At 67.2% G+C, this 25,849-nt stretch carries 25 protein-coding genes; 12 read left to right on the top strand and 13 right to left on the bottom strand.

What is annotated here, in order from left to right; translation table 11 throughout:
- Positions 1 to 18 precede the first annotated feature (18 nt).
- The 4 genes from ACFC0O_RS39820 to ACFC0O_RS39835 form a co-directional block, all read right to left on the bottom strand.
- The gene (locus ACFC0O_RS39820) at positions 19 to 702 is read right to left on the bottom strand and encodes a GTP cyclohydrolase (RefSeq protein ID WP_375967338.1); all 684 of its coding nucleotides are present in this window, start codon (positions 700 to 702) and stop codon (positions 19 to 21) included.
- A gap of 33 nt (positions 703 to 735) precedes the next feature.
- On the bottom strand, positions 736 to 1,644 hold the full coding sequence (locus ACFC0O_RS39825) for a GTP cyclohydrolase II (RefSeq protein ID WP_375967340.1): 909 nt from the start codon (positions 1,642 to 1,644) through the stop codon (positions 736 to 738).
- Positions 1,645 to 2,019: 375 nt separating this feature from the next.
- Positions 2,020 to 2,679 (bottom strand): GTP cyclohydrolase, encoded by a 660-nt coding sequence (locus ACFC0O_RS39830; protein ID WP_375967341.1) that lies wholly within the window; start codon positions 2,677 to 2,679, stop codon positions 2,020 to 2,022.
- A 61-nt stretch (positions 2,680 to 2,740) separates the two neighbouring features.
- On the bottom strand, positions 2,741 to 4,291 hold the full coding sequence (locus tag ACFC0O_RS39835) for a carbohydrate kinase family protein (RefSeq protein WP_375967342.1): 1,551 nt from the start codon (positions 4,289 to 4,291) through the stop codon (positions 2,741 to 2,743).
- Between the two features lie 702 nt (positions 4,292 to 4,993).
- Between ACFC0O_RS39835 and ACFC0O_RS39840 the strand changes: the two genes are divergently transcribed.
- On the top strand, positions 4,994 to 5,278 hold the full coding sequence (locus ACFC0O_RS39840) for a hypothetical protein (protein ID WP_375967344.1): 285 nt from the start codon (positions 4,994 to 4,996) through the stop codon (positions 5,276 to 5,278).
- Positions 5,279 to 5,371: 93 nt separating this feature from the next.
- Positions 5,372 to 5,794 carry a hypothetical protein gene (locus ACFC0O_RS39845; protein WP_364634214.1) on the top strand — a complete coding sequence of 141 codons (423 nt, stop codon included), beginning with the start codon at positions 5,372 to 5,374 and terminating at the stop codon, positions 5,792 to 5,794.
- Between the two features lie 132 nt (positions 5,795 to 5,926).
- On the opposite strand, the gene ACFC0O_RS39850 is transcribed toward ACFC0O_RS39845, so the two are convergent.
- The 3 genes from ACFC0O_RS39850 to ACFC0O_RS39860 are packed head-to-tail and all read right to left on the bottom strand — an operon-like array spanning position 5,927 to position 8,294.
- Complete coding sequence (locus ACFC0O_RS39850) at positions 5,927 to 7,006, bottom strand: quinone-dependent dihydroorotate dehydrogenase (protein ID WP_375967756.1); 1,080 nt, start codon at positions 7,004 to 7,006, stop codon at positions 5,927 to 5,929.
- 17 nt (positions 7,007 to 7,023) lie between these two features.
- Positions 7,024 to 7,287: a DUF5703 family protein gene (locus ACFC0O_RS39855; protein ID WP_364634212.1), complete on the bottom strand. Its 264-nt coding sequence runs from the start codon at positions 7,285 to 7,287 to the stop codon at positions 7,024 to 7,026.
- The gene (locus tag ACFC0O_RS39860) at positions 7,287 to 8,294 is read right to left on the bottom strand and encodes a YncE family protein (RefSeq protein ID WP_375967346.1); all 1,008 of its coding nucleotides are present in this window, start codon (positions 8,292 to 8,294) and stop codon (positions 7,287 to 7,289) included. The genes ACFC0O_RS39855 and ACFC0O_RS39860 overlap by 1 nt, the downstream gene beginning before the upstream one ends.
- Before the next feature lie 248 nt (positions 8,295 to 8,542).
- Here ACFC0O_RS39860 and ACFC0O_RS39865 point away from each other — a divergent pair, with 248 nt between their 5' ends.
- The 4 genes from ACFC0O_RS39865 to ACFC0O_RS39880 all read left to right on the top strand — a co-directional run bounded on the left by ACFC0O_RS39865 (position 8,543) and on the right by ACFC0O_RS39880 (position 12,116).
- Positions 8,543 to 8,914 (top strand): hypothetical protein, encoded by a 372-nt coding sequence (locus ACFC0O_RS39865; protein ID WP_375967348.1) that lies wholly within the window; start codon positions 8,543 to 8,545, stop codon positions 8,912 to 8,914.
- A gap of 129 nt (positions 8,915 to 9,043) precedes the next feature.
- A complete protein-coding gene (locus ACFC0O_RS39870; protein ID WP_375967349.1) occupies positions 9,044 to 9,577 on the top strand; it encodes a hypothetical protein in 534 nt (177 codons plus the stop codon).
- 35 nt (positions 9,578 to 9,612) lie between these two features.
- The gene (locus ACFC0O_RS39875) at positions 9,613 to 11,733 is read left to right on the top strand and encodes an MMPL family transporter (protein ID WP_375967758.1); all 2,121 of its coding nucleotides are present in this window, start codon (positions 9,613 to 9,615) and stop codon (positions 11,731 to 11,733) included.
- Between the two features lie 2 nt (positions 11,734 to 11,735).
- Positions 11,736 to 12,116: a DUF2568 domain-containing protein gene (locus ACFC0O_RS39880; protein ID WP_375967760.1), complete on the top strand. Its 381-nt coding sequence runs from the start codon at positions 11,736 to 11,738 to the stop codon at positions 12,114 to 12,116.
- Positions 12,117 to 12,120: 4 nt separating this feature from the next.
- Here ACFC0O_RS39880 and ACFC0O_RS39885 read toward each other — a convergent pair whose 3' ends face one another.
- The 6 genes from ACFC0O_RS39885 to ACFC0O_RS39910 all read right to left on the bottom strand — a co-directional run bounded on the left by ACFC0O_RS39885 (position 12,121) and on the right by ACFC0O_RS39910 (position 17,488).
- The gene (locus tag ACFC0O_RS39885; protein WP_375967351.1) at positions 12,121 to 12,633 is read right to left on the bottom strand and encodes a GNAT family N-acetyltransferase; all 513 of its coding nucleotides are present in this window, start codon (positions 12,631 to 12,633) and stop codon (positions 12,121 to 12,123) included.
- A 233-nt stretch (positions 12,634 to 12,866) separates the two neighbouring features.
- A complete protein-coding gene (locus tag ACFC0O_RS39890; protein ID WP_375967352.1) occupies positions 12,867 to 13,286 on the bottom strand; it encodes a hypothetical protein in 420 nt (139 codons plus the stop codon).
- 105 nt (positions 13,287 to 13,391) lie between these two features.
- Positions 13,392 to 14,246, bottom strand: coding sequence for a heme ABC transporter ATP-binding protein (locus tag ACFC0O_RS39895; protein ID WP_375967353.1), 855 nt, complete (start codon positions 14,244 to 14,246; stop codon positions 13,392 to 13,394).
- A complete protein-coding gene (locus ACFC0O_RS39900; protein WP_375967762.1) occupies positions 14,243 to 15,328 on the bottom strand; it encodes a FecCD family ABC transporter permease in 1,086 nt (361 codons plus the stop codon). The genes ACFC0O_RS39895 and ACFC0O_RS39900 overlap by 4 nt, the downstream gene beginning before the upstream one ends.
- Before the next feature lie 125 nt (positions 15,329 to 15,453).
- Positions 15,454 to 16,497, bottom strand: coding sequence for a hemin ABC transporter substrate-binding protein (locus ACFC0O_RS39905; protein ID WP_375967355.1), 1,044 nt, complete (start codon positions 16,495 to 16,497; stop codon positions 15,454 to 15,456).
- A gap of 34 nt (positions 16,498 to 16,531) precedes the next feature.
- Positions 16,532 to 17,488 (bottom strand): aldo/keto reductase, encoded by a 957-nt coding sequence (locus ACFC0O_RS39910; RefSeq protein WP_375967357.1) that lies wholly within the window; start codon positions 17,486 to 17,488, stop codon positions 16,532 to 16,534.
- A 388-nt stretch (positions 17,489 to 17,876) separates the two neighbouring features.
- Between ACFC0O_RS39910 and ACFC0O_RS39915 the strand changes: the two genes are divergently transcribed.
- The 6 genes from ACFC0O_RS39915 (at position 17,877) to ACFC0O_RS39940 (ending at position 25,722) form a co-directional block, all read left to right on the top strand.
- Positions 17,877 to 18,812, top strand: coding sequence for an undecaprenyl-diphosphate phosphatase (locus ACFC0O_RS39915; protein ID WP_375967358.1), 936 nt, complete (start codon positions 17,877 to 17,879; stop codon positions 18,810 to 18,812).
- 16 nt (positions 18,813 to 18,828) lie between these two features.
- Complete coding sequence (locus tag ACFC0O_RS39920) at positions 18,829 to 19,563, top strand: histidine phosphatase family protein (RefSeq protein ID WP_375967360.1); 735 nt, start codon at positions 18,829 to 18,831, stop codon at positions 19,561 to 19,563.
- 27 nt (positions 19,564 to 19,590) lie between these two features.
- A complete protein-coding gene (locus tag ACFC0O_RS39925) occupies positions 19,591 to 20,181 on the top strand; it encodes a DUF3090 domain-containing protein (protein ID WP_364634192.1) in 591 nt (196 codons plus the stop codon).
- 1 nt (position 20,182) lies between these two features.
- Positions 20,183 to 20,962, top strand: coding sequence for an SCO1664 family protein (locus ACFC0O_RS39930; protein ID WP_375967362.1), 780 nt, complete (start codon positions 20,183 to 20,185; stop codon positions 20,960 to 20,962).
- 174 nt (positions 20,963 to 21,136) lie between these two features.
- A complete protein-coding gene (mshC, locus tag ACFC0O_RS39935; RefSeq protein ID WP_375967364.1) occupies positions 21,137 to 22,375 on the top strand; it encodes a cysteine--1-D-myo-inosityl 2-amino-2-deoxy-alpha-D-glucopyranoside ligase in 1,239 nt (412 codons plus the stop codon).
- 236 nt (positions 22,376 to 22,611) lie between these two features.
- Positions 22,612 to 25,722 (top strand): crotonase/enoyl-CoA hydratase family protein, encoded by a 3,111-nt coding sequence (locus tag ACFC0O_RS39940; RefSeq protein WP_375967366.1) that lies wholly within the window; start codon positions 22,612 to 22,614, stop codon positions 25,720 to 25,722.
- Positions 25,723 to 25,849 lie beyond the last annotated feature (127 nt).

A 25,849-nucleotide genomic window follows, 5' to 3' on the forward strand; every position in this document is an offset into this window, starting at 1 on the left:
TCACCGCTGTGTCTCGCGCTACAACCCAGATCCAACAAATCGGACATTTCGGACCGCACCCCAGGCTCCCCGCATCGCCCGCGCCGGCCATCGCCGCCCACCCACCGGCGACCGATGCCCCCGAAACCTCCGCTTGGCCTCCATATACTGGCGCGCCCGCTCACTCCGAGGCTCGGTCGACAGCGGCACCGTCACCACCGCGAACCCCGCCTCCTCCAACGCCGCCACCTTGTCCGGATTGTTGGTCATCAACCGCACCGACCGCAGCCCCAACCCCGACAACGCCTGCGCCGCATGCCCATACGACCGCGAATCGATCGGATGCCCGAGCATCCGATAACTGGTGAACGTATCCACCCCGATCTGCGCCCCGAGCCCGACTGCCTTTTCGATGAGTTCGGCCCCGCGCCCGGTCCGCTCCAGATAGACGAGCACACCGTGCCCTTCGGCTTGAATCATGTCGATGGCCAGGTCGAGCTTGGGACCGCAATCGCAGTCATCGGACCGCAGCGCATCACCGTATAGGCAGCGTGAGTGGATCCGCACCAGACACCCCGGCCCGGGATTTCCGAACACCAGTACGTGCCCGAAGATCGATCCGGGTTCACCGCCCACGCTGTCGTCACGGAGTTCCATCACCTGCACGCGTAGTTCACGACCCTTGCGTGCGAGCGAATGTGCTGTCGCCTGAAGCTCTTCCACGACCACCCCGGCTCATCTGCGGACCTTCGGCCATTATCGCCGAAGCATGCCCAGGTGCCGCAGCATCGCGCGAACCCGAAATCGGGCGTTGGCATTGGCGGGATGATTCAGTATGAATGTGGCGATCATCAGTAGGTGGCTGGTGATCACCAGTTCACGTATATCCAGAGCCCACGCGCCGACGACACTGAGGGTTGTGACAGCCACACCCACGCGCTTCGCCCAAATGCCGCAGACCCACGCCCAACGCGGTGGAAGCGCATGGCCACGATGAACGCGCTTCTCCTCCAGATACTTTCGTGACCTGACACTGCGTGGGACGGTGCGCAGCGGCACCCTGTCGACCTCGATTCGATGTTCCGCCAAGGCCGACTGTTTGTCCGGGTTATTGGTCAGCAGGCGTATCGACCTCAATTCGAGGTCGTCGAGCAAGGATTGCGCGACATGGTCGAATCGCCGCAGATCGTCCGGATACCCGAGCTCGTGGTAGGCCTCGAAGGTGGTTATTCCCAGCGACTGGGTCAATCGCAGACCCATTGCCTTGACCTCGAGTCCGGCTCCGCGACCCTCCTGTTCGAGATAGAAGAGCACACCCGCGCCCTCCCGCTGGATGGCGTCCATCGACTTGCTCAGTTCCGGACCGCAGTCGCAGTCATCCGATTGCAGCGCATCGCCGTACAGGCAGCGCGAATGGATCCGTACCAGTGGGTTGCTGCTGCGTTCGGCATCACCGACGATGATGGCTTTGCCGCCGCCGTCACCGGGAACATCCAGCACTCGCACCGTCATCTCCGCACCCTTGCGCGTCATCCGATGCCGGGTTCGCTCGACCTGTTCCCAATCGACCGTCATCGCGGGTAGCGCCACGTGTCCGGCGAGGGTGGCCCCACACGGGGTGGCGACATCGATCCGACCCGACAAATCGCCCACATCAACGCTCACATGACCGCCTCGTCTGCATCCAGGAGCGGAAAGTCCGCCACACCGACCGTCTTTCGCCCAGTCGTAGTCGGCTGGGCCCGGAGTCCGTGGACACGACGATGCCTCCCGCCATCGTGATGCGGGAGGCACAGGAGCGGTCCATGCACCGGCGCTGCAGGCGCCGATCACGGCTCGGACGACACGGTACAGGCAGGCAACACCACTCGCATCCGAATGGCAATCAATCCGCCGGCACGTGTCGCCGCACAGCCCGGTCGCGCGCGAAACCGTTACCGCACAGCCCGGGTGGACCCTGATGCGGCCGGCGTCATCGTCGGCGGAAACAGATACCCAGCGATTGCCGAGGAGAATTTCACAGCAACAGCTATTGACTGGCTACCAGAAGTCCCGTGACCCACGCAACCGCAACCTCCAGCGGCGATAGGTCGGAAGGTGGTGGCCGTACTGTCTTTTCGCTTCGAGATAGCGGCGGGCGCGTTCACTGCGTGGCGGAGTGTGTAAGGGCACCTGCGTCACGACCAGCCCCGCCGCCCGTGCCGCAGCGGTCTTCTCAGGATTGTTGGTGAGCAGTCGCAACGAACGGAGGCCGAACTCGAGCAGCGCCGCTACCGCATGCTCATAGGTGCGCGAATCGGGCGGTAGGCCGAGCGCACGATAGCTGGCATAGGTGTTGTCCCCGGTCCGTTCACCGTGCTGATAGGCCCGCGCCTTCGCGATCAAGCCGGCCCCCCGCCCCTCCTGCTCCAGATAGATCAGCACACCGGCGTTCGCATCCTGGATCAAGTCCAGAGCCATATCCAGTTCGCTGCCGCAATCGCAATCGTCCGACTGGAGGACTTCCCCGTGCAGGCATCGCGAATGAATGCGAACCAGGCAGTTCTCCAGCAGATCGGGACCGATCACGGACGCCAGCCCGAACCTGCCCTGCGGCCCTATCTCCCAGTCCCGCACCAACATTCGGTGCCCCTTGCGGATTACATAGCGCTGGTCGCCCACCGGGGTCAGCATCACCGGGCCGATATCTTCTGGCGGCATCGATTGCTCCCAACACCGGCGCGACCCGGTCGAGTAGCGAGCAGCCCGTCGAATGCCCCGCCTACCAGTTGCGGTTGGACCGACCCGGTTCCTCACCAATCACATTGAGTCCATTCAGGTTACCGCCGTCGAAGTATGAGTCGATTTCCGAGACCGACGGCATGGATTCCGGAATATCGAGCGCTTGAACGCGGGCAGAGATCGCCGCGGTGGCCCACTGAAAGTCGGCCTCGCGAGCGGCGCGCCGCATCGTGGTGAGCCGGTAGACCAAGGCAGCGGAGAATGCCGATGTCGATCCGGCCGAGCTGTCACGAATGCGGCGATGGGGGACATGGAGCTCACTGTCCGAAGTTCGAATCGTGCATCCCAGGCCGTCCACAATGCAGACGGTCCCGACGCCGTACCGGAGCAATCGCTCGGTGGAGGCCTCGCACGAACTCGCGGGCCAGGCCGCCGCCACCTCTTTCGCATTACCGATCAGGTAGTCGACCGCGCCCAGATGTCGATGCAGGTGCCCGGGAAGGACGGTAGGCGGGGAGGCATTGACGATCAGCCACGGACGCGGCACCGCACGATCCACGATCGCAAGCACCTCCGCCACAACATCGATCGGCTGCTCGAACGTGACCATCATGGCGTCGGAACTCGTCAGGGCCTGGTGAATCGCGGCACTGCTCAAATCGGCCGAGGTCATCGCGAGCCGGTCCTGTTTGAACGCTATGGAGGTGGACTCGCCTGTCAGCAGCGCGATCACCGTCGCCACGGGCGTATGCGGTCCGTCCATTACCTTGAGCAGACTCGTGTCGACCTTCTGCTCCTTCAGATAGTCCTCGATCCTCTTGCCGTCCTCATCGGCACCGATGGCCGCGATCAATCGGGCATCCATGCCGAGACGAGCCAGGGCGACGGCCCGGTTGAGACCCTTACCGCCGGGATGACGGCGGAAGTCCCCCCACGCGGAGGCGCCGAATTCGGGTATCGCCTCGACCACACTGACATGGTCGATGGCCGCATCGCCGAGCACGGTCACCGTCACGCGAACATGAGCCGACTCATCGTGCCCGCTGTCGGTCTTGACCATGAGGCCGACGTCGAGGTCGGAACCCATGGTCAACAACTCGGCCAGTGCGGTGAAGGCCAGCTCTTCCGGCGCATCCCGCAACGTCCTGGCGCTGGGAGCGGCAGGCGGTTCGGTGATGCGCAGGATTCGATGCAGCGCCGCCCAATGCCGTGTCAGATAGATACGCCGCCCGCCGAGCTCCGTCCCGTACAGCTGATCGAGATCCACTCCCTCGGAGCAGCTTTCGCGAAGCAGGCCCAACCCCAGCTCCGCGTCGACGATCAACCGCTGTGTGGATGGAAGCCGTCGAGCCACATGGCCGACGACGTTCGGCAAAACCTCGACAGCCGACTTCCCGCTCAAGTACGCATACCGCCGAACCACGCTCAGCTGCAGGAGCGGATCGATGTCGATTTCGGTGCTGGCCAGCCGTTCTCTGTTCAGACCGGATCGTTTGCGCAGGCGCAGGAGAAGTTCGCGGACCGCGACCACGCCCGGATCCTGTGGTGCCGACTCCCGGTCGGTGCGGCGGTGCGGGTTGTTCCTGGTCATTCTTCCTCCACGTACCGGAGGTCAGGTTTATTGAACAGAAGAACCGTCAATTCCCTTGGTGCATCGGCAATTGCCGGGATCGGTCGGCAAATGCCATTCTCAGTCTAGGCGAAAGAAAGCCTGCACCAGACGGTTTGGGAGGTCTCGGTGTTGGGAGTGATTCCACTGATTTGGCGGTTTCGGCGGGGGACGCGGGCGGCGGCCGGCGAGCCCGAGACGGAGCAGGACGGTGAAGTCGCTGTGCGGTAGGCGGATTCGCCGATTCAGCACAGACCACACCCTGTTCCGCCGTCGCCCGCTCGATCCGTGTACACAAAATTCGTTGGCAGCGACAGCACCGGCTGATCATCGCGACGCGATCGGCCGGTCTCGGGCATTCCGGAAAACGGATCCCGCGGCGGCGGCGCTTCACCTTTGGAGAACCGTCTTGATGTACGAGAGCAGTCGATCGATCACCAGTAGCGCGTGCCCCGAATGGGCGCGGCGGCGCAACGATCGGGCCGAACCCGCGTGGGAACTGAGTTGGTGGCCCGAGCGGTTGTTCACGCTCGAGCAGGCGCGGGCCGGGATGGAGCTTGCGGAATTGTGTAGTTCGCCCGAAGAGCCGGGGGCTCGGGCGGAGGTTCTTGCGAGGGAACTGGGAACCAGCGTGAAACACGTCATGGCGGTGCTGCATCAGCGGATGATGGAGCGGGGGAGACCGTGACGATCTACTACTCCGACTGGCAGATGACCAGTGACCTCACCGGCGAGGCAGCGCATCGGGTGGCCGATGGCTGGGAGTTGGACTGGCGGTTGACTTGGTTGCCGCATCGATTGGTATCGCGCGGGCAGGCGTTGGCCGGGATGGAGTTGGCGGAGATCTTTTCCGGGCAGCACTATCGCCGCGATGTGATTCTGGCGGCGCGGGCGATCGTCAACGCGGACGAATTGGGCATGCCGGTGGAAGAGGTGCAGCAGGTATTGCAGGGGAGGAGAGAACACTGAATTTCCCGACAAAACGGGCGGCGTTGGGAAATGGTGAAATACCGACCGCCCGGTGTTCGATGAGGATGCAAACAGCTCAGGGAGGACCCAGCAGTGACAATCGATATCAGCCATCGGGAGATGACGAGCGACATCACCCCCGAATTCGCACGACGCGCCCGCGATGAGGACGCGTGGTCGCTGAGCTGGCTACCGGAACAGCGATTGACCCGCGCACAAGCGCACGCGGGAATGGAATTGGACGAAATCCTGTCCGATCCGGAGATCGTTTTCGATGACGCCGCCCATTCCGAGGCCGCCGAGCGCGCGTCCCGGCTCGGCATTCTGGTCGAGCACGCGGTGGTCATGCTCGCCCAGCGCATGGCCGAACGCATGCATCACGACACCCTGGTCCCGTACGAGACCGATGCCGCACTGCCCGAACCGTTCCTGCGCGGCTGGTATGTGGGAACACTGCCGCCGGGCACGCTGGCCCCCGCCGCCTCCGGCGCGCGCTCACAGCATCTGTGGGCCTGACGACATACGCGCACGACGTCCCGGCGTCCTGACCCGGAGCGCGTCACCGCACCCGAAAGTCGTTGCCACCGAAAGCTGTTGCCGAAAGTCATTGCGCCGACTGCAAAGTCGCAGTCAGCGCAAGAAACCCACTCAGGCGCGAGCGGTATGCCCCGCGCCCACGGCCTGCCCCAGGCTGGAGTATCCGTGCGCGCGCAGTTTGACCGCGAGCCCGCGGTGCATGCGCCGCGCCCAGAACGGCCCGCCGTAGATGAATCCGGTGTAGCCCTGCAACAGGGTGGCGCCCGCGAGAATCCGCTCCCACGCCTGTTCGGCGGTCTCGATACCGCCGACCGAGATCAGCACCAGCTGATCCCCGACCCGCGCGTACAACCGGCGCAGCACCTCGAGCGAGCGATCGGCCACCGGCGGACCGGACAGCCCGCCCGCACCCAGCGCCGCCACCGCATCGGCGGGGGTATTGAGCCCGTCGCGGCGAATCGTGGTGTTGGTGGCCACGATTCCGGCCAGCCCCAACTCCACGGCCAGATCGGCGACCGCGTCGATATCCTCATCGGACAGATCCGGCGCGATCTTGACCAGCACCGGCACCGATACCGTATCGAGCACCGCCTGCAACAGCGGCCGCAGCGATGCCACCGCCTGCAGATCGCGCAGACCGGGGGTATTGGGCGAACTCACGTTCACCACAACGAAATCCGCGAGCGGCCCGAGCAGGCGCGCACTGCTGGCGTAATCGGCGGCGGCGTCGGCGGCCTCGACCACCTTGGTCTTGCCGATATTCGCCCCGATGGGAATCCCGCCGGCGCGCCGCCGCGACAGATGCGAAGCCGCCTGTGCCGCACCGTGATTGTTGAATCCCATCCGATTGATCAGCGCCCGGTCCGCGGGCAACCGGAACAGACGCGGTGCGGGATTGCCCGGCTGCGCCTGCGCGGTCACGGTGCCGATCTCGGCGTAGCCGAAGCCCAGCGGCCCCCACGCGTCGGCGCCCTCGGCATCCTTGTCGAACCCGGCGGCCAGCCCGAGCGGGGCCGGGAAATCGATCCCGAACGCGCGCGTGGCCAGCACCGGATCATCGGCGACAAGCAGTTTCGAGGTGATCCAGCGGCCCGGGGCGAACCGGGTGGCCAGTTTGATCGCACCGAATGCGAGATGATGAATACGCTCCGGGGGGAGCAGGAACATCACCTTCAACAGCAGGGCGTACAGGCGCTCAGACATGCGGGTTACATCACCGCCTCGGGTGTCGGGGATAGCAGGGAACTCTTGCGGCGGCGCAGCAGCACGCGACGGCTGCCGTCGGTGTAGGCGCGCACCCGCGACAACTCCCAGCCGCCGTATTCGGCCTGAATGGCCAGGCGCATGGAGGCGGTCACGCGATTCATTTCCGGGGGTAGTCGCAACGGCACGTATTCGTACTCGTCGCTGGTTTCCTCCCAGCCGGCCGGTAGTGCGCGCGAATTATGCGCTGATCGTGAGGCCCGAGCCATCACTGCCCTCTCTTCCGCTGGTCCGCGCTGATCCGCTGCAGACCGTCACCGGTCGCGGATCCCACGAACAGGTCACCGGTGCGAGCGTCGACGGTCACCGTGTTGGGCTGGCGCACCGTCGGGTAGCGCCCCACCTCTACCGGTATACCCGTCGACAGGTCGTATCCGACGACTTGGTTACTGCCTGTCAGCGTCACCCACACGGTCTCGGACCGCTGATCGTAGGCGAGTGCGTAGGGCGAAGAGCCTACCGGGAAACGCTGGCGCAGGACCAAAGGATCGGCGGTGTAGACCAGCAGTTCTGCTCCGGCGGTGTCGGTGACGATGCGCCGGCCGAAGTGATCGCCGATCAGATTCGTGGCTCCGTCACCGGTACGCAGGGTCAAGCCGAGGCGCTTATCGGGCAGGTTGAGTTCGGTCAGCGCGCTCTGGCGACGGTCGAGCACCACGATGGTGTCGGTGCTGGTGTCGATGGCATCGGCCGAGGCCAGGCCCGAAATGCTTTCGCGCACAGCGCCATCGGGGGCCATTATGAGCACCTTGCCCTTGGCGAGCCCGGCGACCAGATCACCGTCGGCGCGCAGCGCGACCGAGCGCACGTCCCCGTCCACGGCGATCTCGGTGACCTTGGCGGTGGCGGCGTCGAGGCGAAGTACCTTGCCGGGCACCGCGATCAGGATTTCCCCGGGCTTCCCGGCGGCCAGCGCGGCGGCCGGACCGGGCAGCGGCACCGCGCGGGTGCCGCTCTTGTCGATGAGCGAGAGCGTCTTTCCCGCATCGGAGAGCACGGCCAGGATTCCGGTGGACGGTTCGGCCAGCAGCGCTCCGACCGCGGCGAACGGGGTCACCTCACCGGTCGGCGCGGCGGCGGCCACGGGAGCCGCGGCAGGCGTGGCGGGTTCGATGGTGGGTTTGTCCCCACCGTCGTCGCTGGAGGAACATCCGGCCAGCAGGGTCAGCACGGCCGCACCCGCGAGGGCCGACTCGATCCAGCCGCGACGGCGCATGCAGCGAACTCCTTACCTGACCGACAAAACGTATGCGTGCTCTCCAATATGACCATGTTGCCCGACCACGCCCGGTGGGCGGGGTCTTGGTTCACGGCGCGCCGTCATGCGCTACATGACGGGGCACACATTTCGCGGGCGCGCCGCATACGCGCCGAGTCATATGACGTGACATGGGGTTTGGGAGAGCGTGTCGGGGGCAACGGTTACCGTGGAAGGTAATAGTGGGCGCTGGCAGGGGAGATTCGTTGGTAACCGACCACACCTCGGGCATACCGGAGCCCGGTTTCGCCGTCGAGGACATCACCGTGGGTCGGTACGCGCACGGGTTCGGCGTCACCGGTGACGGGCGCTCGTTCGCGTTCCGCACGGTGCGGTCCACGCTCACCCTGGAGATCTACCGCCCCGACCTCGATACCGATGTGCCCGCCGCCGAGGATGTGGTGGCCGTGGCCGTGGCCCGGGTCACCGATATCGATCTCGACGATGAGCGCAGCATCATCGCCCTGGTCCGCGATCTCATCCCCGAAGCGGTCCCGGTGCCCGCGGTGCAGCCCCTGGAAGCCAGCACGGTCCGAGCGCTCCTGGGCCGCCTCGGCGCGGTACTCGACGGAATCTGAGACCCGCGCGCCCGGACGCGGTCATGAGCTCGGACACTCGGCCGCGCACATGTGACGCGCGAGTCAGGTTCCACAGGTTCGCATGATTGACTGTGGGCAAGTAACCGCAGTTCGAGCATGAGGAAGTTGATGGCTTTTCGACGACCGGCCGCAGCAGCACTGATCATCACCGTCCTCGGTCTCACCGTCAGCGCGTGCGGCGGCTCCGATGACGAATCGTCGGTGGCGGCGGCGCGCTCCTCGGCCTATGCCGCACTGAGCTCGTCCTCCCAGGCCGCCGCCGTCTCGAGCGCGAACCGGCCGCCGCTGCCGACCGCCGCCGAACTGGACGCGCAGATCAAGGCGGCATTGGATCCGTCACTGCCCGATGCCGATCGCACCGCCCTGATCGAGGACGGTGAGGCGTTCAAGGACGCCATTCCCGATATGTACAAAGCGCTGCAGGACAATCCGCGCGCGGTGTACGGGGTCAAGGATCCGGTGTTCGACAATCACGACGGCACCCTGACCGCCACGTTGAGCCTGGACAAGGACGGCACCGGGTCCAATGTGCGCACCACCGTGGTGCATTTCGTGAACAAGGACGGGCGCTGGAAGATCTCGCGCACCGATCTGTGCGGCATTCTGCGCTCGGCCGACTATCGCACCGCGGCCTGCGGCTGATGGTCGGTAAGACCGGAGAGCGCGCACCCCGGATCATGATCGACAAAGCACCGGTGCACTCTCCGCTCGCGCTGCGGTGGGGACGTTTGGTGTATCGGCACCGGTATCTGGTGTTCGCGGTGTTCGGGCTGATCGTGCTCGCGTCGGGGTTCTACGGCCGCGATCTGGGTGATCATCTGACCCAGGAGGGCTGGTTCGACGAATCCAGCGAATCCGTCGCCGCCTCCAAACTCGCCGATTCCACCTTCGGGCGCGATACCGACAGCGATCTGATCGTGGTCTACACCGCCCCGCCCGGGCACACCCTCGATGACGAACCGATGCGCTCGGCGGTCACCGATGAGCTGAATCGATTGCGCGCCAAACATTCCGAGCAGATCCTCAAGATCGACTCGTATTGGGACGGCGCGCTCATGGGCCAATTCGCCGACGCCTCGCGCACACACGCCTTCGCCAGTATCGGATTGCGCGGGGACGGCGGCACCGACACGGTCAACAACTACATGGCCGTCAAGAACGAATTCCACGCCGGCGCACCGGGTTCCGGGCCGGGCGGGACCACCGTGCAATTGGCGGGCATGCAACCGGTGGTCGAGGGCATCAACACCGGCATGCAGAACGATATCCATCGCGCCGAGCTGATCGCACTGCCGATCGTGGCGATCCTGCTGTACTTCGTCTTCGGCGGCGTGGTGGGCGCGCTGTTGCCGGTGCTCATCGGCGGCATGACGATTCTGGGCACCCAGGGCATCATGCGCATGCTCACCGATCACATCCAGGTGAACGTCTTCGCCTCGGCCGTGGTCACTCTGGTGAGTCTGGGCCTGGCGATCGACTACGGCTTGTTCGCGGTGACCCGATTCCGGGAGGAGTTGGCCGCCGGGCGCACCGTGGAGGAGGCGACCGCGCGCACCGTGGCCACCGCCGGGCGCACGGTGCTGTTCTCGGCGGCGATCATCGCGGTGAGTCTGGGCGCGCTGTTCATCTACCCGAACGGGGTGCTGCGCTCGGTGCCGCTCGGCGGTATCAGCGCGGTGCTGCTGGCGGCGGTGCTGTCGGTGACCGCGCTGCCCGCGATGTTGAGCATCGTGGGGCGGCGCATCGATCTGTGGGGCTGGCATCGCCTGGCCAGCATTCGCACCGCCGAGCAGATCGATGCCGGATTCTTCTCGCGCCTGGCCACTTTCGCGATGCGCAAACCGTGGCTGGTGATCGCGCCGATCGTGCTCATGCTGCTGGCATTGATCCTGCCGTTCCGCAGCATCGAGTTCGGCGGGCTCAGCGAACGCTATCTGGCCTCGGACAATCCGGCCCGGGTCGCGCAGCAGGATTTCGATCGCATGTTCCCGCAGTTCCGCACCGAACCGCTCAAACTCGTGGTGGTGGGCGCGAATCCGCAGCAGCTCAGCGATATTCGGTATGAGGCCAATCAGGTCAGCGCCGCGCATATGACCGGGCCGTTCGATCCGGTGGCACCGACCAAGGACGCGGTGACGGTGCTGGGCAGCGGCCTGGCCGATAAGCGGGACGCCGATACGGTGATGTCGGCATTGCGCGGGATCGACAAACCGCCCGGGGTGCAGGTCATGGTGGCGGGGGTGCCCGCGCTCGAACGCGACAGCATTCTCGGGTTGATCAAGGGGCTGCCGCTGCTGGCGGCGATTCTGATCAGCGCGGCGCTGGCGCTGATGTACGCGGCGTTCCGGTCACTGGTGCTGGCGATCAAAGCCGTGGTGATGAGCGCACTCTCACTCGGTGCGACCCTGGGCATCCTGACCTGGATCTTCGTCGAGGGACACGGGGCGGGGCTGTTCGATTTCACGCCCGGACCGCTCATGTTCGCGGTGCTGGTGTTGATCGTGACGGTGCTGTTCGGGCTGTCCACCGACTATGAGGTGTTCCTGCAATCGCGCATGGCCGAGGCGCGCGCGGACGGCGCGGAACCGGCCGAGGCCATCCGGTACGGCATCGCGCACACGGGCGGCGTGATCACCTCGGCCGCGGCTATTCTCATCGTGGTGACCGGCGCCTTCGGCTTCTCCGATCTGGTGCTGATGAAGTACATCGCGTACGGCATGATCGCGGCACTGCTGTTGGACGCCACGGTGATTCGTATGCTGCTCACCCCGGCTGTGCTGAAACTGGTGTGGCGTTGAGTGTGGTCAAGGGCGCGAACCTGCTGCTGATGTTCCTGCTGGAACTGTGTGTGCTGGGTGCGGCCATCGCGTGGGGTTTCAGCCTCGATGTGCCGACGCTCGTGCGCGTGCTGGCCGCGTTCGGCGCGGTCGCGGTGTTCGTGGCGGTGTGGGCGGTATTCGGTGCCGCCCACGACGCGCGGATTCCGGTGCGCGGCTGGAAGCGCGCGGTACTGGAGATCGTGTGGTTCGGGGCGGCCGGTGTGCTGCTGGGCTTCGCCTGGCATCCGATCGCCGGACTGGTGTTGTTCCTGCTGTGGCTGGGCAATGCCGGACTGCGGCTGCTGTGGGGTCAGGTGTACGCGGGCGGTGCGGAAGCACCGCGACCGCCCGCGGGAGACTGATCTCCTACACGCCGAAAGGTGCCGCGTAGCGGATGATTCCGCGCGGCGGCTCCGAACCGTCCAGGCTCATGACCATCAGGGCCTCATCGGGGACCTCGACGCCCATGGCGATGCCGTACTTCGAGGCGCGGTCGAAACCGAACCTCGGGTAGTACTCGGGATGTCCGAGCACGGTGACGAATCGTTCACCGCGCGTTGCGGCTTCGCGCAATACCGCGCGAATGAGCGCGCCGCCCGCACCGCTGCGCTGATACTCCGGCAGTACGGCCATCGGTGCCAGGCACACCGCCTCGGTATCGCCGATGTGGTTGCGGGTCACCAGGATATGCGCGATCGGGGTGTCGGTGTCGTCGGTGGCGACCAGGGACAGTCCGTCGATCCAGGCGGAGTCGGTGCGCAGTTGGTCGACCAGTTCGGCCTCGGCGGGGGTGTCGAAGGCCGCGGCGTTGATGGCGTGCACGCGGGGGATGTCCGCGTTGTTTTCGGTACGGATGGTCCAGGAGTGGCGTGTGCTCATGGGGCACAGACCCTTTCGTGTACGAGGAACCGCCGCGCGTCAGGCGCGAGCGGGAGGGCGGGAACGGGTCAGGCCGTCGCCGCGGGGGATGCGGTGATCCGGCTGGCGGCAACGGCCATGCGCGCGGTCATCAACATCACTCCCTGGTTCTCGTGGCACACGAAGGTGCGGAATTCGGACGCCGCCCAGCCTAACAGAAGCTGGGCGACCGTCCAGCTAATTCGAGGCGAGTGTCACCACAGGCGGCGCGCCCGGAGGCCCGCGATACCGATCGCCAGATCGGCGGCGATCTCGAAGAGGGCGGCGAACCAGGAGAAGCCGGTCACCTTGGCGCTGGCGGGCGGGTTGATGAAGCTGTCGCTGAACGGGCCGAACCAGTCGGGGAACACGTGTACCAGGGTGAAGCCGACGGCGCTGGCGAAGCCGATACCGATCGCGAAGGTCGGAGCCCAGCGGTGGCCGGTGAAGACCAGGGCGATGGTGATCAGCGCGATCGCCGATTGCGTGAAGCCCAGGACCATGACGGTCATGGAGACGGTGTTCATGCCGCGGCGCAGGTGGTCCGCGCCGTGGGTCGCCAGTGCCACCGCGAATATGACGGTGGCCCAGCGTAATTGGAGGGAGGTGGCGGCGGGGGCAGATGTTTCGAGCATGGCGACATCCAGGGGTGCGATGGTGCGCGGCCGAGTAGTACTACTTATCGTAGTATTTCTGGGCGGTGCTGTCGCCGGTTTCGGGTAAGTCGCGTTGATCCGTGGTCAGGGCCGCCCGCGCACCGGGAGCACCAGTTGTGCGCCGGTGGCGGGATGGTCGAAGACATCGACCGGATGCTTGTAGACGCGAGTGAGCAGTTCGGTGGTCAGCACCTCGCGCGGCGGGCCATCGGCGGCGATGCGACCGGAGTCCAGGACCGCGACCCGGTCGGCGTAGGCGGCGGCGACACCGAGATCGTGCAGCACGACCACGACGGCCGCTCCGGCGCTGGCGCGTTCGCGCGCCAGGTGCAGGACCTGTTCCTGATGACCCAGATCCAGCGCGGCCGTGGGCTCGTCCAGCAGCAGGGTCGCGGTGTCCTGGGCCAGCACGCGGGCCAGGGCGACGCGGGCGCGTTCACCACCGGACAGGGCCGGAAACGGCCGTCCGGCAAGGTGTTTCACATCGGTGGCGGCCAAGGCGTCGGCGATGTACCGCTCATCGGCGTCCTGACGGTCGGTGCGCGCCCAGGGCGCGCGGCCCATGGCGACGACTTCGCGTGCGGTGAACGGGAATCCGACGGTGTGGTTCTGCGGGAGTACCGCGCGGCGGCGGGCCATATCCAGGTGCGCCCAGTCGCCCAGGGGTTTGCCGTCGAGTTCGACGGTGCCCTCGGTCGGGTCGAGTTCACCCGCGAGTGCGGCCAACAGGGTGGATTTGCCCGCGCCGTTGGGGCCGACCAGGGCCACGATCTGCCCGGCGATGACCTCGAAATCGACACCGTCGAGAACACGGTTGCCGCCGTTGCGGATCAGTCCGACCCCGCGTGCGCGCAGGGTGACCTCGCCGATTTTCGGGGTCTCGGGCAGCTCGTGGGTGCGTGCGAAAACGCCGGTGATGCTTCGCAATACGGTGCTCACGCCCAGCCTCCCGAACGGGCGCGGGTGCGCCGCAGCAGCCAGAAGAAGAACGGCCCGCCCACCAGGGAGGTGAGCATGCCCAGCGGCAGGTCCGCGTTGTGCACCAGGGCGCGCGAACCGATATCGGCCGCCACCAGCACCACCGCGCCCACGATCGCCGAGAGCGGGATGAGCACGCGATGGCCGGGACCGACGAGCATGCGCACCAGATGCGGCACGATCAAGCCGACGAACAGGATGATGCCGGTGAACGCCACCCCCGCGGTCGCCAGCACCGCGACCACCACGATCACATTGCGGCGCAGGCGTTCCACGTCCACGCCCAGATGCCGGGCGGCGGATTCGCCCAGGGCCAGCAGATCCAGGCGCGGGGCCATCAGGATCGCGGCGGCCACGCCGAGCGCGGTCAGCGGCGCGACCACGTACACCGATTCCCAGGTGGCCCCGTTGAGACTGCCCATCTGCCAGAACACGATCTGATCGCGTGCCGCCGGTGAGGCGCTGAACAGCAGGAACGAGATCAGGCCACCTGCGAAGGCGTTGATGGCCACACCGGTCAGCACGAGCGTCACCACTTCGGTGCGCCCGTTCGAGCGCGAGAGCACATACACCAGCAGCGTGGTGAGCAGTCCGGCCACGAACGCGCCCGCCGCCACCGACCAGGACGCCACGAATGCCCCGCCGACCACGATGACCGTGCCCGCACCGACCGCCGCACCCGCCGAGACACCGATGACGCCCGGTTCGGCCAGCGGATTGGCGAACACGCCCTGCAACAGCGCACCGGCGGTGGCCAGTGCCGCGCCGACGAGCATGGCCATCACCACGCGCGGGAATCGCACTTCCCACAACGTGACATCCCCGGCGGGATGTTTGGGCATCGGACCCCAGTCCAGCCCGATGCGATGCAGGAAGCTGCCCGCGACTTCCAGGGGTGTCGTGGGCACCTGTCCCACGGCCGCCGAGATCAACGCCAGCAGCACCAGCGCGAGCAGCGATCCGGCGAAGATGAGCGTGGTGCGCGAGGTCGAACTACGCCGCGACTTGCCATGTCCGCCTATCGAATCCACCTCGGCATTCAAATCCGGCACCGACCGCACATCGGCATCGTTCGCGGAATCCGGTGCCGGGACATCCTCATTCGAGGGGTCGGGGGAGTGCGCCGGGGGCACGGTTCTGTCCTGTGCGTCGGGGTGAGCGGGGTTGGTCATGCCGTCTTTTCGCCGTAGACGGCCTTGACCAGGGCGGCGACGACGCGGCCGGTGTTGGGGCCGAAGCTCAGGACGACCGCGTCGGACATGTCGACCACGCGCTTGTTCTTTCCGGCGGGGGTTTGGGCGATGCCGGGGACCTTGGCCAGGCCGTCGATCCCGCCGACCGAGGCCAGGCCGTCGGTCATGACGATGAGCACGTCGGGGGCGGCGGCGATGAGGGCTTCGCTGGTGATCGGGATGAAGGGTTCCTTGATGCCCGAGGCGGTGCCCGCGTCGGTCGCGCCCAGGGATGCGATGAGCGAGTCCGCTCCCGAACCGGGTCCGGCGATCATGGTGATGGCGGTGCTGCGCAGGTACAGGAACGCGATGCGCAGTTTCGGATCCTGCGCGGGGACGGTCGCGGTGGCCGCGGCGATCTCGTCCTTGGTGCGCTGGGCGAGCTTGCGCCCGGCCTCGGGGACACCGAGCGCGTCGGCCACGGCCTGGATCTGCGGGCCGACGCCGTCGATGGTGCGCTGCGGATCCAGGTACACCGTGGTGATACCCAGCGCCTTGAGCTGATCGCGCATGACCGGGGTGGCGCTGGTGCTGTCGGTGAGCAGCACCGAAGGCCGCAGTGCGGCAATGGCTTCCACGTTCATCGAGCCCGAACCGCCCGCGACGTTGGCGACGTCCTTGACGGCGGGGAAGTCCGCGGAGGTGGAGCGGCCCACCAGTTTCGAGCCCATGCCGAGCGCGTACACGGTCTGCGCGAACGTGCCCGAACGGTCGACGGCGATGATGCGGCTGGAGTCGGTGACGGTCACCTCGCCGCCGTCGTAGCTGTGCACGGTGACCGGCAGGGTCGGGGTGGGTTCGGGGCCGATCGGCACCGGGTTGGCATCACCGACGGTCGCGGTGGCCGGTCCCTGTTGACCGGCCGCCGGTGTGTTCGATGTGCTGGTGCAGGCGGTGGCGCCGATGAGCAGACCGGCACCGAGCACGGCGGCGACGGTGCGCATCAGGACCGCTGATCGGGCATTCGCGAGACACCTCATGCAGGTAAGGCTAGCCATCGCTCATTTCCAGCGCTCATTCGGTGCGCGCACTGACGTCGCCGAGTGCGGCGGTGATGGCGCGCGGCAGCTCCAGGGTCTCGGCGGCGAGCACACCGGTGAGCTGGCCGATATCGCGGGCGCCGACGACCATGCTCGCCACACCGGGCTGATCACGAATCCACGCCAGCGCCACCGCCAATGGCGAGGTGCCCAGCCCGTCCGCGGCGGTCACCACCGCATCGACCACGCGCACCGCGCGATCGTCGAGGCTGGCGTTGATCTCCGCGGCGGTGGCCTCGTCCGCGCCGCGCGAATCCGCGGGCACGCCGTCGCGGTATTTGCCGGTCAGGATGCCTCCGGCCAGTGGCGCGGTGGCGATGATGCCGAGGCCGTGATGCTGTGCGGCGGGGACGAATTCGTGTTCCACACCGCGCGCGAGCAGCGAGTACGGGGTTTGCGCGGCGGTCAGCGGCGCGGCCGCGGCCAGGGTGGCCAGCTGCCAGCCGTCATAGCCGCGCACACCGGCGTAGCGCACGCGTCCGGTGCGGACGGCGTATTCGAGGGTGCCCGCGACCTCTTCCAGGGGTGTGTGCGGATCCCAGGCGGCCACGGTCCACAGGTCCAGGTGATCGGTGCCCAGCACGCGCAGGGTCTGATCGAGTTGGCGCATCATGGTGCGGCGCGAGGCGTCCACGCTCCAGCGGATGGTGGCGGGTCCGGCGGCCGGATCGGTATGCACCGCACGCTGTCCCGAGCACACGCTCAACACCAGATCCTCGCGTCCGATCTCGGCGATCAGGGGTCCCAGGATGCGTTGCGCGGCACCGTCGCAGTACGCGGGGGAGGTGTCCACCAGGGTGCCGCCCGCTTCGGCGAAGGCGGCCAATTGCGCTGCCGCGTCCTCGGCGTCGGTCTCCCGGCCCCAGGTGTGGGTGGCCAGTCCGAGCCGGGAAACTCGGAGCCCGCTGCGCCCCACCGTCCGCTGTTCCATCACCGCGCATGCACTTTCGTCACACGCGTCAGCCTAAGCGCACATGTCCCGTCCGCCCCGCTATGCCTCGCCGGGCCGTGCGGGTATCGATTCGGCCGCGATGTCGCGCGGTCACCGCGTCCGATCGCGCAATCCCCCTCTGGACCACCATGTTTGCGTGTTCGCGGTGTGCTGGCGCGCGTGGTGAGCACCGCGGTTCCGGTGCACGCGCGGTGACGGTCCGGACCCCGTGCGATGGTTCCGCGCCCGGTTGGGTGCTTCCGCTGACAGGTGTTGTCCCGCGCCCTGTAGGGTCACCGGCGGTATTCGCGGCGAATCCGTCGCGCGTGGGCGAATTGTCCACCGGCAGCCGACGATTCGGGACTGGAGGATGTGCGTGGGCGAGTCGATGACGTGGGTGCAGGCCCTGATATTGGGTCTGGTGCAGGGCTTGACGGAGTTTCTGCCGATTTCGTCCTCGGCGCACATGCGCATCGTGTCGGCGGTCTTCTTCGGCGATGACGCGGGCGCCTCCTTCACCGCGGTCACCCAGCTGGGCACCGAGGCCGCGGTGCTGGTGTATTTCGCCAAGGACATCTGGCGAATCCTGGTGGCCTGGTTCACCACCATCTCGTGGAAGATCACCGGACGTGAGCCCGCGCGGGTGCCGCTGCACGATCAGCCCACCACCGTGCTGCCGGTCTATCGCGACGATGTACCCGGCGGGTATGTGCTGGATCCGGATTCGCAGCGCGATCTGGACTACCGCATCGGCTGGTATGTGATCATCGCCACCATCCCGATCGGTGTGATCGGATTTCTGCTCAAGGACCAAATCCGTACCGGCGCAAGGAATCTGTGGCTGGTCTCGACCATGCTCATCCTGTTCGCACTGGTGATCGCCGCCGCGGAGTACTACGGCGAGAAGCGCCGCCCGATCGAACAGCTCACCACCCGCGACGGCCTGATCATGGGCTTCGCGCAATGCCTGGCGCTCATTCCGGGCGTGTCGCGCTCGGGTGCGACGTCCTCGGCGGGTCTGTTCATCGGCCTGACTCGTGAAGCCGCCGTGCGCTTCTCATTCCTGCTCGCGATTCCCGCGGTGCTGGCCTCGGGCTTGTTCTCACTGCCGGACGCCTTCGAACCCGCCGGTGAGGGCCTCAACGCCTCGGGCATGCAGATCCTGGTCGCCACGGTCATCTCCTTCCTGGTCGGCTACGCCTCGGTGGCGTGGCTGCTGCGGTTCGTGACCAAACACTCCCTGGATTGGTTCGTCGGCTACCGCATCATCCTGGGCCTGACGGTGATGGCGCTGCTGGCGACCGGCGTCGTCAGCGCGACGTAGCACGTAGGCTGTCCCGGTGACGGTGATCCTGTTGCGGCACGGCGTCTCCACGTCGAACACTGCCCGCACCCTGGCCGGCCGCAGCGCCGGCGTCGATCTCACCGACCGCGGGCGCGAGCAGGCGCATACGGTCGCACAGCGACTGGGGTCGCTGCCCATCGAGCACATCGTGACCTCACCGCTGCTGCGCTGTCAGCGCACCGTCGCCCCGCTGGCGGACAAGCTCGGGATCGAGGCCGAACCCGATGAGCGCCTGCTGGAAGTGGATTACGGCGACTGGACCGGGCGGCCGTTGAGCGAGCTGGTGAACGAGCCGCTGTGGAAGGTGGTGCAGCGGCACGCCTCGGGCGCGGTGTTCCCCTCGGGTGAGGGTTTGGCGCAGGTTCAGTTCCGCGCGGTTTCCGCTGTGCGCGAACACGACCGGATTCTGGGAGAGAAACACGGCGGCGATGTGTTGTGGGTGGCGTGCACCCATGGGGATGTGATCAAGTCGCTGCTGGCGGACGCGTTCGGAATTCACCTGGACGGTTTCCAGCGCATCGTGGTCGAACCGGCCTCGATCAGTGTGATCCGCTACAGTCCGACCGCCCCGTACGTGTGGCGGCTCAATGACACCGGCTCGGATCTGTCCGCCTTGGCGGCGATTTCGCCGCAAACCGGCGGCGAATCCAGATCGGGACCGGTGCCCGGCGGTGAAACGGGCAATACCGGTAGTACGGATAATGGGGTAGCGGAGCGCCCCGATTCTTAGTGGTGAGTGAGCTTTGGAGGAGGTGCCATGGGCCGAGCAATCCATATTTTCCGCACCCCCGATCGATTCATCGCCGGCACCGTCGGCGAGCCGGGTGACCGCGCCTTCTACCTGCAGGCCGTGCAGGAGCCGCGCGTGGTCAGCGTGCTGCTGGAGAAGCAGCAGGTGAAAGTGCTGGCCGATCGGATGGGGCTGCTACTGGACGAGGTGGCGCGCCGCTTCGGCACCCCGGTGCCCCCGCAACCGGCCGATGTGGCCGATATCGCACCGCTGGCGACCCCGATAGAAGCCGAATTCCGGGTCGGCACCATGGGTTTGGGCTGGGACGCGGACGCGAACGCGGTGGTGGTGGAGCTATTGGCGATCACCGAGACCGAGGTCGACGAATCGGTGGTGCTCGATGACACCGAGGAAGGCCCGGACGCGGTGCGGGTATTCCTGACCCCGGTGCAGGCGCGCGAATTCGCGTTGCGCTCCACGCGGGTGATCGCGGCGGGCCGCCCGCCGTGTCCGCTGTGTCAGGAACCGTTGTCCCCGACCGGGCATATGTGTGTGCGCACCAACGGGTACAAGCGCGGCGAGATCTTCGGCGCCACCAGCGAGCCAGAAGAGGATTGACGTGTCGAACGACCCGCTGCGCACCGCCGAGCTGACGGTGATCGGGCAGGTCACCACCGCCAGCAATGTGACGCTGGTGTGCGAGGCCGAGCAGGACGAGCACCAGGTGCTGCGCGTGGTGTACAAACCGGTGCGCGGGGAACGACCGCTGTGGGACTTCCCCGACGGCACCCTCGCTCAGCGCGAGGTCGCCTCGTACGCGGTGTCGGAGGCGTTGGGCTGGGGCGTGATTCCCGAAACGGTGCTGCGTGAGGGCCCGTACGGGATCGGCATGGTGCAGCGCTGGATCGATATCGTCGACGAGGGCCCGGATCTGGTGGATCTGGTGCCCGTGGGGCAGATTCCGGACGGGTTCCGGGAGGTGCTGCGGGCGCTGGATCCCTCCGGGCATCCGGTATCGCTGGTGCATGCGGCAGACCCGCGGCTACTACGCATGGCGGTGCTCGATGTGCTGATCAACAATGCCGATCGCAAGGGCGGGCATGTGCTGGCCGGGATCGATGGCCGGGTGTACGGGGTCGATCACGGCATCTGCCTCAATGCCGAACCCAAACTGCGCACGGTGCTGTGGGGCTGGGCCGGTGAGCCGATCGAGGACGAATTGCTCACCGACATCACGGTTTTGGTCAAAGCGCTGCCGGGCGAGCTGGGTGCCCGGCTCGCCGAGCTGATCACCGACACCGAAATCGAGGCCCTCGAGGCCCGCGCACGGGAGTTGCTCGAGCATCCGGTGCTGCCGCTGCCGTCGAGCCAGCGACCCATCCCCTGGCCCGCATTCTGATCACGCCGAGTCCGTTGCAACGCGAAAAACGTTGCCTGCATCATGATTTCAACCATTGACGGGTGCGCGGACGTAATTAAAGTGCAGGTCGAGCGGTGCATCACCGCGGGGGTGCGGGTACCGGTGAGCGGGGGCGCGCGGGTTGGACGCCCGTCACACAGTTAACCTCGATTCATGCAGTCCTGGTCCGATACCGCTGTCCCGACCGTCCCCGGATCCGGACCGGCGTTACGTTTGTTCGACACCGCCGATCGGCAGGTGCGCCCGGTCACCCCCGGCCCCACCGCCACCATGTACGTCTGCGGGATCACCCCCTATGACGCCACCCACCTCGGGCACGCCGCCACCTACCTGACCTTCGATCTGGTCAACCGGCTCTGGCGCGATGCCGGACATGAGGTGCACTACGTGCAGAACGTCACCGATGTGGATGATCCGCTGTTCGAGCGGGCCGCGCGCGACGGTATCGACTGGCGTGATCTGGGCACCCGTGAGATCAACCTGTTCCGCGAGGATATGGAAGCGCTGCGCGTGGTGCCGCCCGCGCACTACATCGGTGCGATCGAATCGGTGCAGGAGGTCGTCGAACTCGTCGACAAGCTGCTCGCCTCGGGTGCGGCGTATGTGGTCGATGACGCGCAGTACCCGGATATCTACTTCCGGCACGATGCCACCGATCAGTTCGGCTACGAATCCGGCTATGACCGGGCCACCATGGAGAAGCTGTTCGCCGAACGCGGCGGCGATCCGGATCGCCCCGGTAAGCGCGATCCCATCGACGCGCTGCTGTGGCGCGCCGAGCGCGAGGGTGAACCGTCCTGGCCCGCCCCGTTCGGTGCGGGCCGCCCGGGCTGGCATATCGAGTGTGCGGCGATCGCGCTCAATCGCATCGGCACCGAATTCGATATTCAGGGCGGCGGCAGCGATCTGATCTACCCGCATCACGAATACTCCACCGCGCACGCCGAAGCGCTGGTCAAGGGTCGTCGTTTCGCCCGCCACTACGTGCACGCCGGTTTGATCGGCCTCGATGGCGAGAAGATGTCCAAATCGCGCGGCAATCTGGTGTTCGTGTCCAAGCTGCGCCGCTCGGGCACCGATCCGGCCGCCATCCGGCTGGGCTTGTTCTCCGGGCATTACCGCCAGGACCGCGAATGGTCCGATGCGGTGCTCGCCGAAGCACTCTCGCGCCTGGACCGCTGGCGCTCGGCGGTCGCGCTGGCGTCCGGCCCCGATGCCGCGGACACCATCGCGCGCCTGCGCCAGCACCTCGCCGATGATCTGGACACCCCCAAAGCCCTTGCCGCGGTGGACAGCTGGGCGCAGCAGGCGCTGAACTACGGCGGCCCCGACGCGGATGCCCCCGGCGCGATCCGGGCCGCGGTGGACGCGTTGCTCGGCATCAGCCTGTAGCGGAAATACCGGCGGGGTTCGGATCGCACTGCGCGACAACGACAATCGCCACGCATTTCGGCAATCGCCCTATCGAGAATCGCCCACGGCCCATGCGGCGGTGGGCGATTCTCGTTTCCGCCCACGAGCCCGGAAGGTGCTTCCGCGCTCCCGAGGCCGGGCACCCCTCCCGCTCAGCGCCGGTTGGCGATACGGTGAGGCTTTAATGCTCTCATCCTCAATGAGGAGGTTCGACGGTGACTTCGGTGCCCGGGTTCGACAAATTCCGTGCGGTGCGTAAACAGCTGCGCGCGGGCGGTGATCTGCTGGGGGCCGTGCGCCGGGATCCGCGCATCGTGCGCGATCTGGTGGCGGGATTGACCGGGCAACAGGCGGCACCGGAACCGGTGGATCTCGGGGAGCACACGCCACCCGCGGGGTTGAGCGAGTTCGTGCGGACCGCGCACGCCCAGCAGGGACTGGATGTCGACGCGGCCACGGCACTGGCGTATCTGGTGGATCTGCACCGGATTCCGGAGTGGGTCACCTTCCATGCGGGCTGGCGCGGTGAAGCCCCCGGACAGGCCGAGGCGGGCCTGGAATACGGGCAGGTCGCCAAGTTCATGGGCATTCCCGCCGATCTGCGCTGGACCGTGGCGGGGGTCGACGAGACGGGCCTGCACTTGCGGGGTACCGGACCGCAGGGGTTGACCCTCGGATTGTGGATTACGGTGACGCCCGCCGGGGCCGGGTCGACGGTGTATCTGGATGCGGGACTGGCCGGACAGCCGATCGAAGGCCCCCTGGGTGGGACGGTGGCGCGCAGTCTCGGTGACGCACTGGCCGAGTCGCTCACCGGACTGCCCGCGGCGATCGCGGCCGCCGGGCCCGCGTCCCGTCCGTCTCGGAAAGCCGTGCGGCACAAGGCGTCCGGTGCGGTGCTCGCGCCGACGACACCCGTACTGGTGGGTGTGGGCCAGATCGTGAATCGCACCCCCGACCCCGGCTATGTCGATCCGTCCGAGCTGGCGGTACGGGCGCTGCGCGCCGCGGCCACCGACGCCGGTGCCGGGGACGCACTGCTGGCGCGCGCGGACGCGGTGTACTCGGTGTCCCCGACCTCGTGGCAGTACCGGGATCTGGGTGCGCTGATCGCCGATGCGGTGGGCGCGGGCACGGTGGAAACGGTGCAGTCGAGCCCGTTCGGCGGGGACGGCGGACAGCTGGTGCTCAACGAGGCGGCCGCGGCGATCGCGGCGGGCGACTACGACGTGGTGCTGGTGACCGGAGCCGAAGCCGGTGCCACCCAGGCCGCGGCCCAGCGGGCGGGCATCGAAGTGGATTGGCCGGTGCAGGACGCGTCCGCGCATCCCACGCGCACGGTCGGTATCGACAAGCCCGCGAACAACACACCCGAGACCGAGTCCGGACTGCTGGCTCCGATCAATATGTACGCGCTGCTGGAATCGGCGAACCGGCATCGCCTGGGCCGCACTGCGGCCGAGCACGCGCAGGCGGTGGCCGAGCTGTGGTCGCGACTGTCGGCGGTGGCGGCGGGCAATCCGAACGCGTGGCAGCCGCAGGAATTCACCCCCGCCGAGATCGCCACGGCCACCGAAGCCAATCGCATGATCTCCGCGCCGTACACCAAACTCGAATGCGCGAACCTGACCGTCGATATGGCCTCGGGCATCATCATGTGCAGTGCCGCGGCCGCCGAAGCCGCCGGTATCCCACAGGACAAGTGGGTGTTCCTGCACGCGGGCGCGTCGGGCAGCGATGAATGGTTCGTCTCCGAACGCACCGAACTCGCCGCCTCCCCGGCCATTCGCGCGCTGGGCGCGGCGGTGTTCGACCACACCGGTATTCGCCCCGAGGATCTGGCCCATATCGACCTGTACGCGTGCTTCCCGGTCGCGGTGCAGATCGCCGCCCGCGAGCTGGGTTTGCCCGCCGATGATGCCAAGCGTCCGCTGTCGGTGACGGGCGGGCTGACCTTCGGTGGCGGTCCGGGCAACAACTACGGTGGTCACGCGGTCGCGACCCTGGTGCAGCGGCTGCGCGCCGAACCCGAATCCTTCGGCCTGTCCACCTCTTTGGGCTGGTATCTGACCAAACACGCGATCGGCGTCTACTCCGCGACCCCGCCCGCGGCGGCCTACCGGCATCTGACCCCGGTGATCGAGCATCCGCCCAAGCGCCGCGCCCGCACCGGTTACGACGGCCCCGCCGTGGTCGAGGCGTACACCCTGCCCTATGACCGCGACGGCCACCCCGAAGCCGCGATCCTGAGCCTGCTCACCCCCGAGGGTGATCGAGTCCTGTTGCGCAGCACCGATTCCGCCCTTCTCACCGCGCTGAGCGGCGAGGGGACGGCGGCCGATGACCGCACAGCCACCACCGGCTCGGCAGTGGACACTCCCGCCGGTGCGGCCGAATCGGTTGCTGTCGGTGCGGGTACCGATTCCGGCGAGGCCGCGGTGACCCCCGGGCAGGCCGGTTCCGGGTTCCCGGTCGATGGTGATCTGCTCGGGTTGCCGGTGACGGTGACCGGGGATCTGGTGCGGGTCGATGGCACCGAACGGGTCGAATTGCCCGCCGCGCCACCGGCTCCGGTGTTGATCGAGCGGCGCGGGCACGTGATGATCATTACGATCAATCGGCCCAGGGTGCGCAATGCGATCGATCTGGCGACCGCACTGGGGCTCGAGCGGGCGATCGACGCCTATGAGGCGGATCCGAACGCGCGGATCGCGATTCTGACCGGTGCGGGTGGATATTTCAGTGCCGGAATGGATCTCAAGGCCGCCGCGCGCGGTGAGGTGCCGGTGACCGAGAAGCGCGGCATTCTCGGGATCGTATCGACGCCGCCGCGCAAACCGTTGATCGCGGCGGTGGAGGGTCCGGCGCTGGCGGGCGGATGCGAGCTGGCGTTGTCGGCGGATCTGATTGTGGCGGCACAGGATTCGACATTCGGCATTCCGGAGGTCAAGCGCGGTCTGGTGGCCGTGGGCGGCGGTGTGCTGCGCCTGTCGCAACGCCTGCCGCGCGCGATCGCGATGGAGTTGACCTTGACCGGTGATCCGATCACCGCGACCCGGGCGGCCGAGCTGGGGTTGATCAATCAGGTCGCCGCGCCCGGGAAAGCCCTGGACGCGGCGCTGGAGTTGGCCGAGCGGATCGCGGTGAACGCCCCGCTGAGCATCGATGCCGGTAAGCAGATCATCGATCAGGCCCCGGATTGGTCCACCGCCGAGGCGTTCTCGCGCCAGGGTCAGGTCGCCGCGGCCGCGCTCTCGTCCGAGGATGCCGGTGAGGGCATGCGCGCATTCGTGGAGAAGCGCGCACCGGTGTGGCGGGGCCGCTGAGCGGGATTTTCCCGCCGATTTCACCGTTCGGCATGCCCGGGGTGGAATATGTTGTGGCACAACCGCACTCGCCGATCGGGCGGGTGCGTGCGCGCGCCGGGTCGCGGCGCGCGCCTTCGGCCCCATC

Origin of the sequence: Nocardia sp. NPDC056100, from assembly GCF_042266325.1 — a bacterium.
Taxonomy (GTDB): Bacteria; Actinomycetota; Actinomycetes; order Mycobacteriales; family Mycobacteriaceae; genus Nocardia.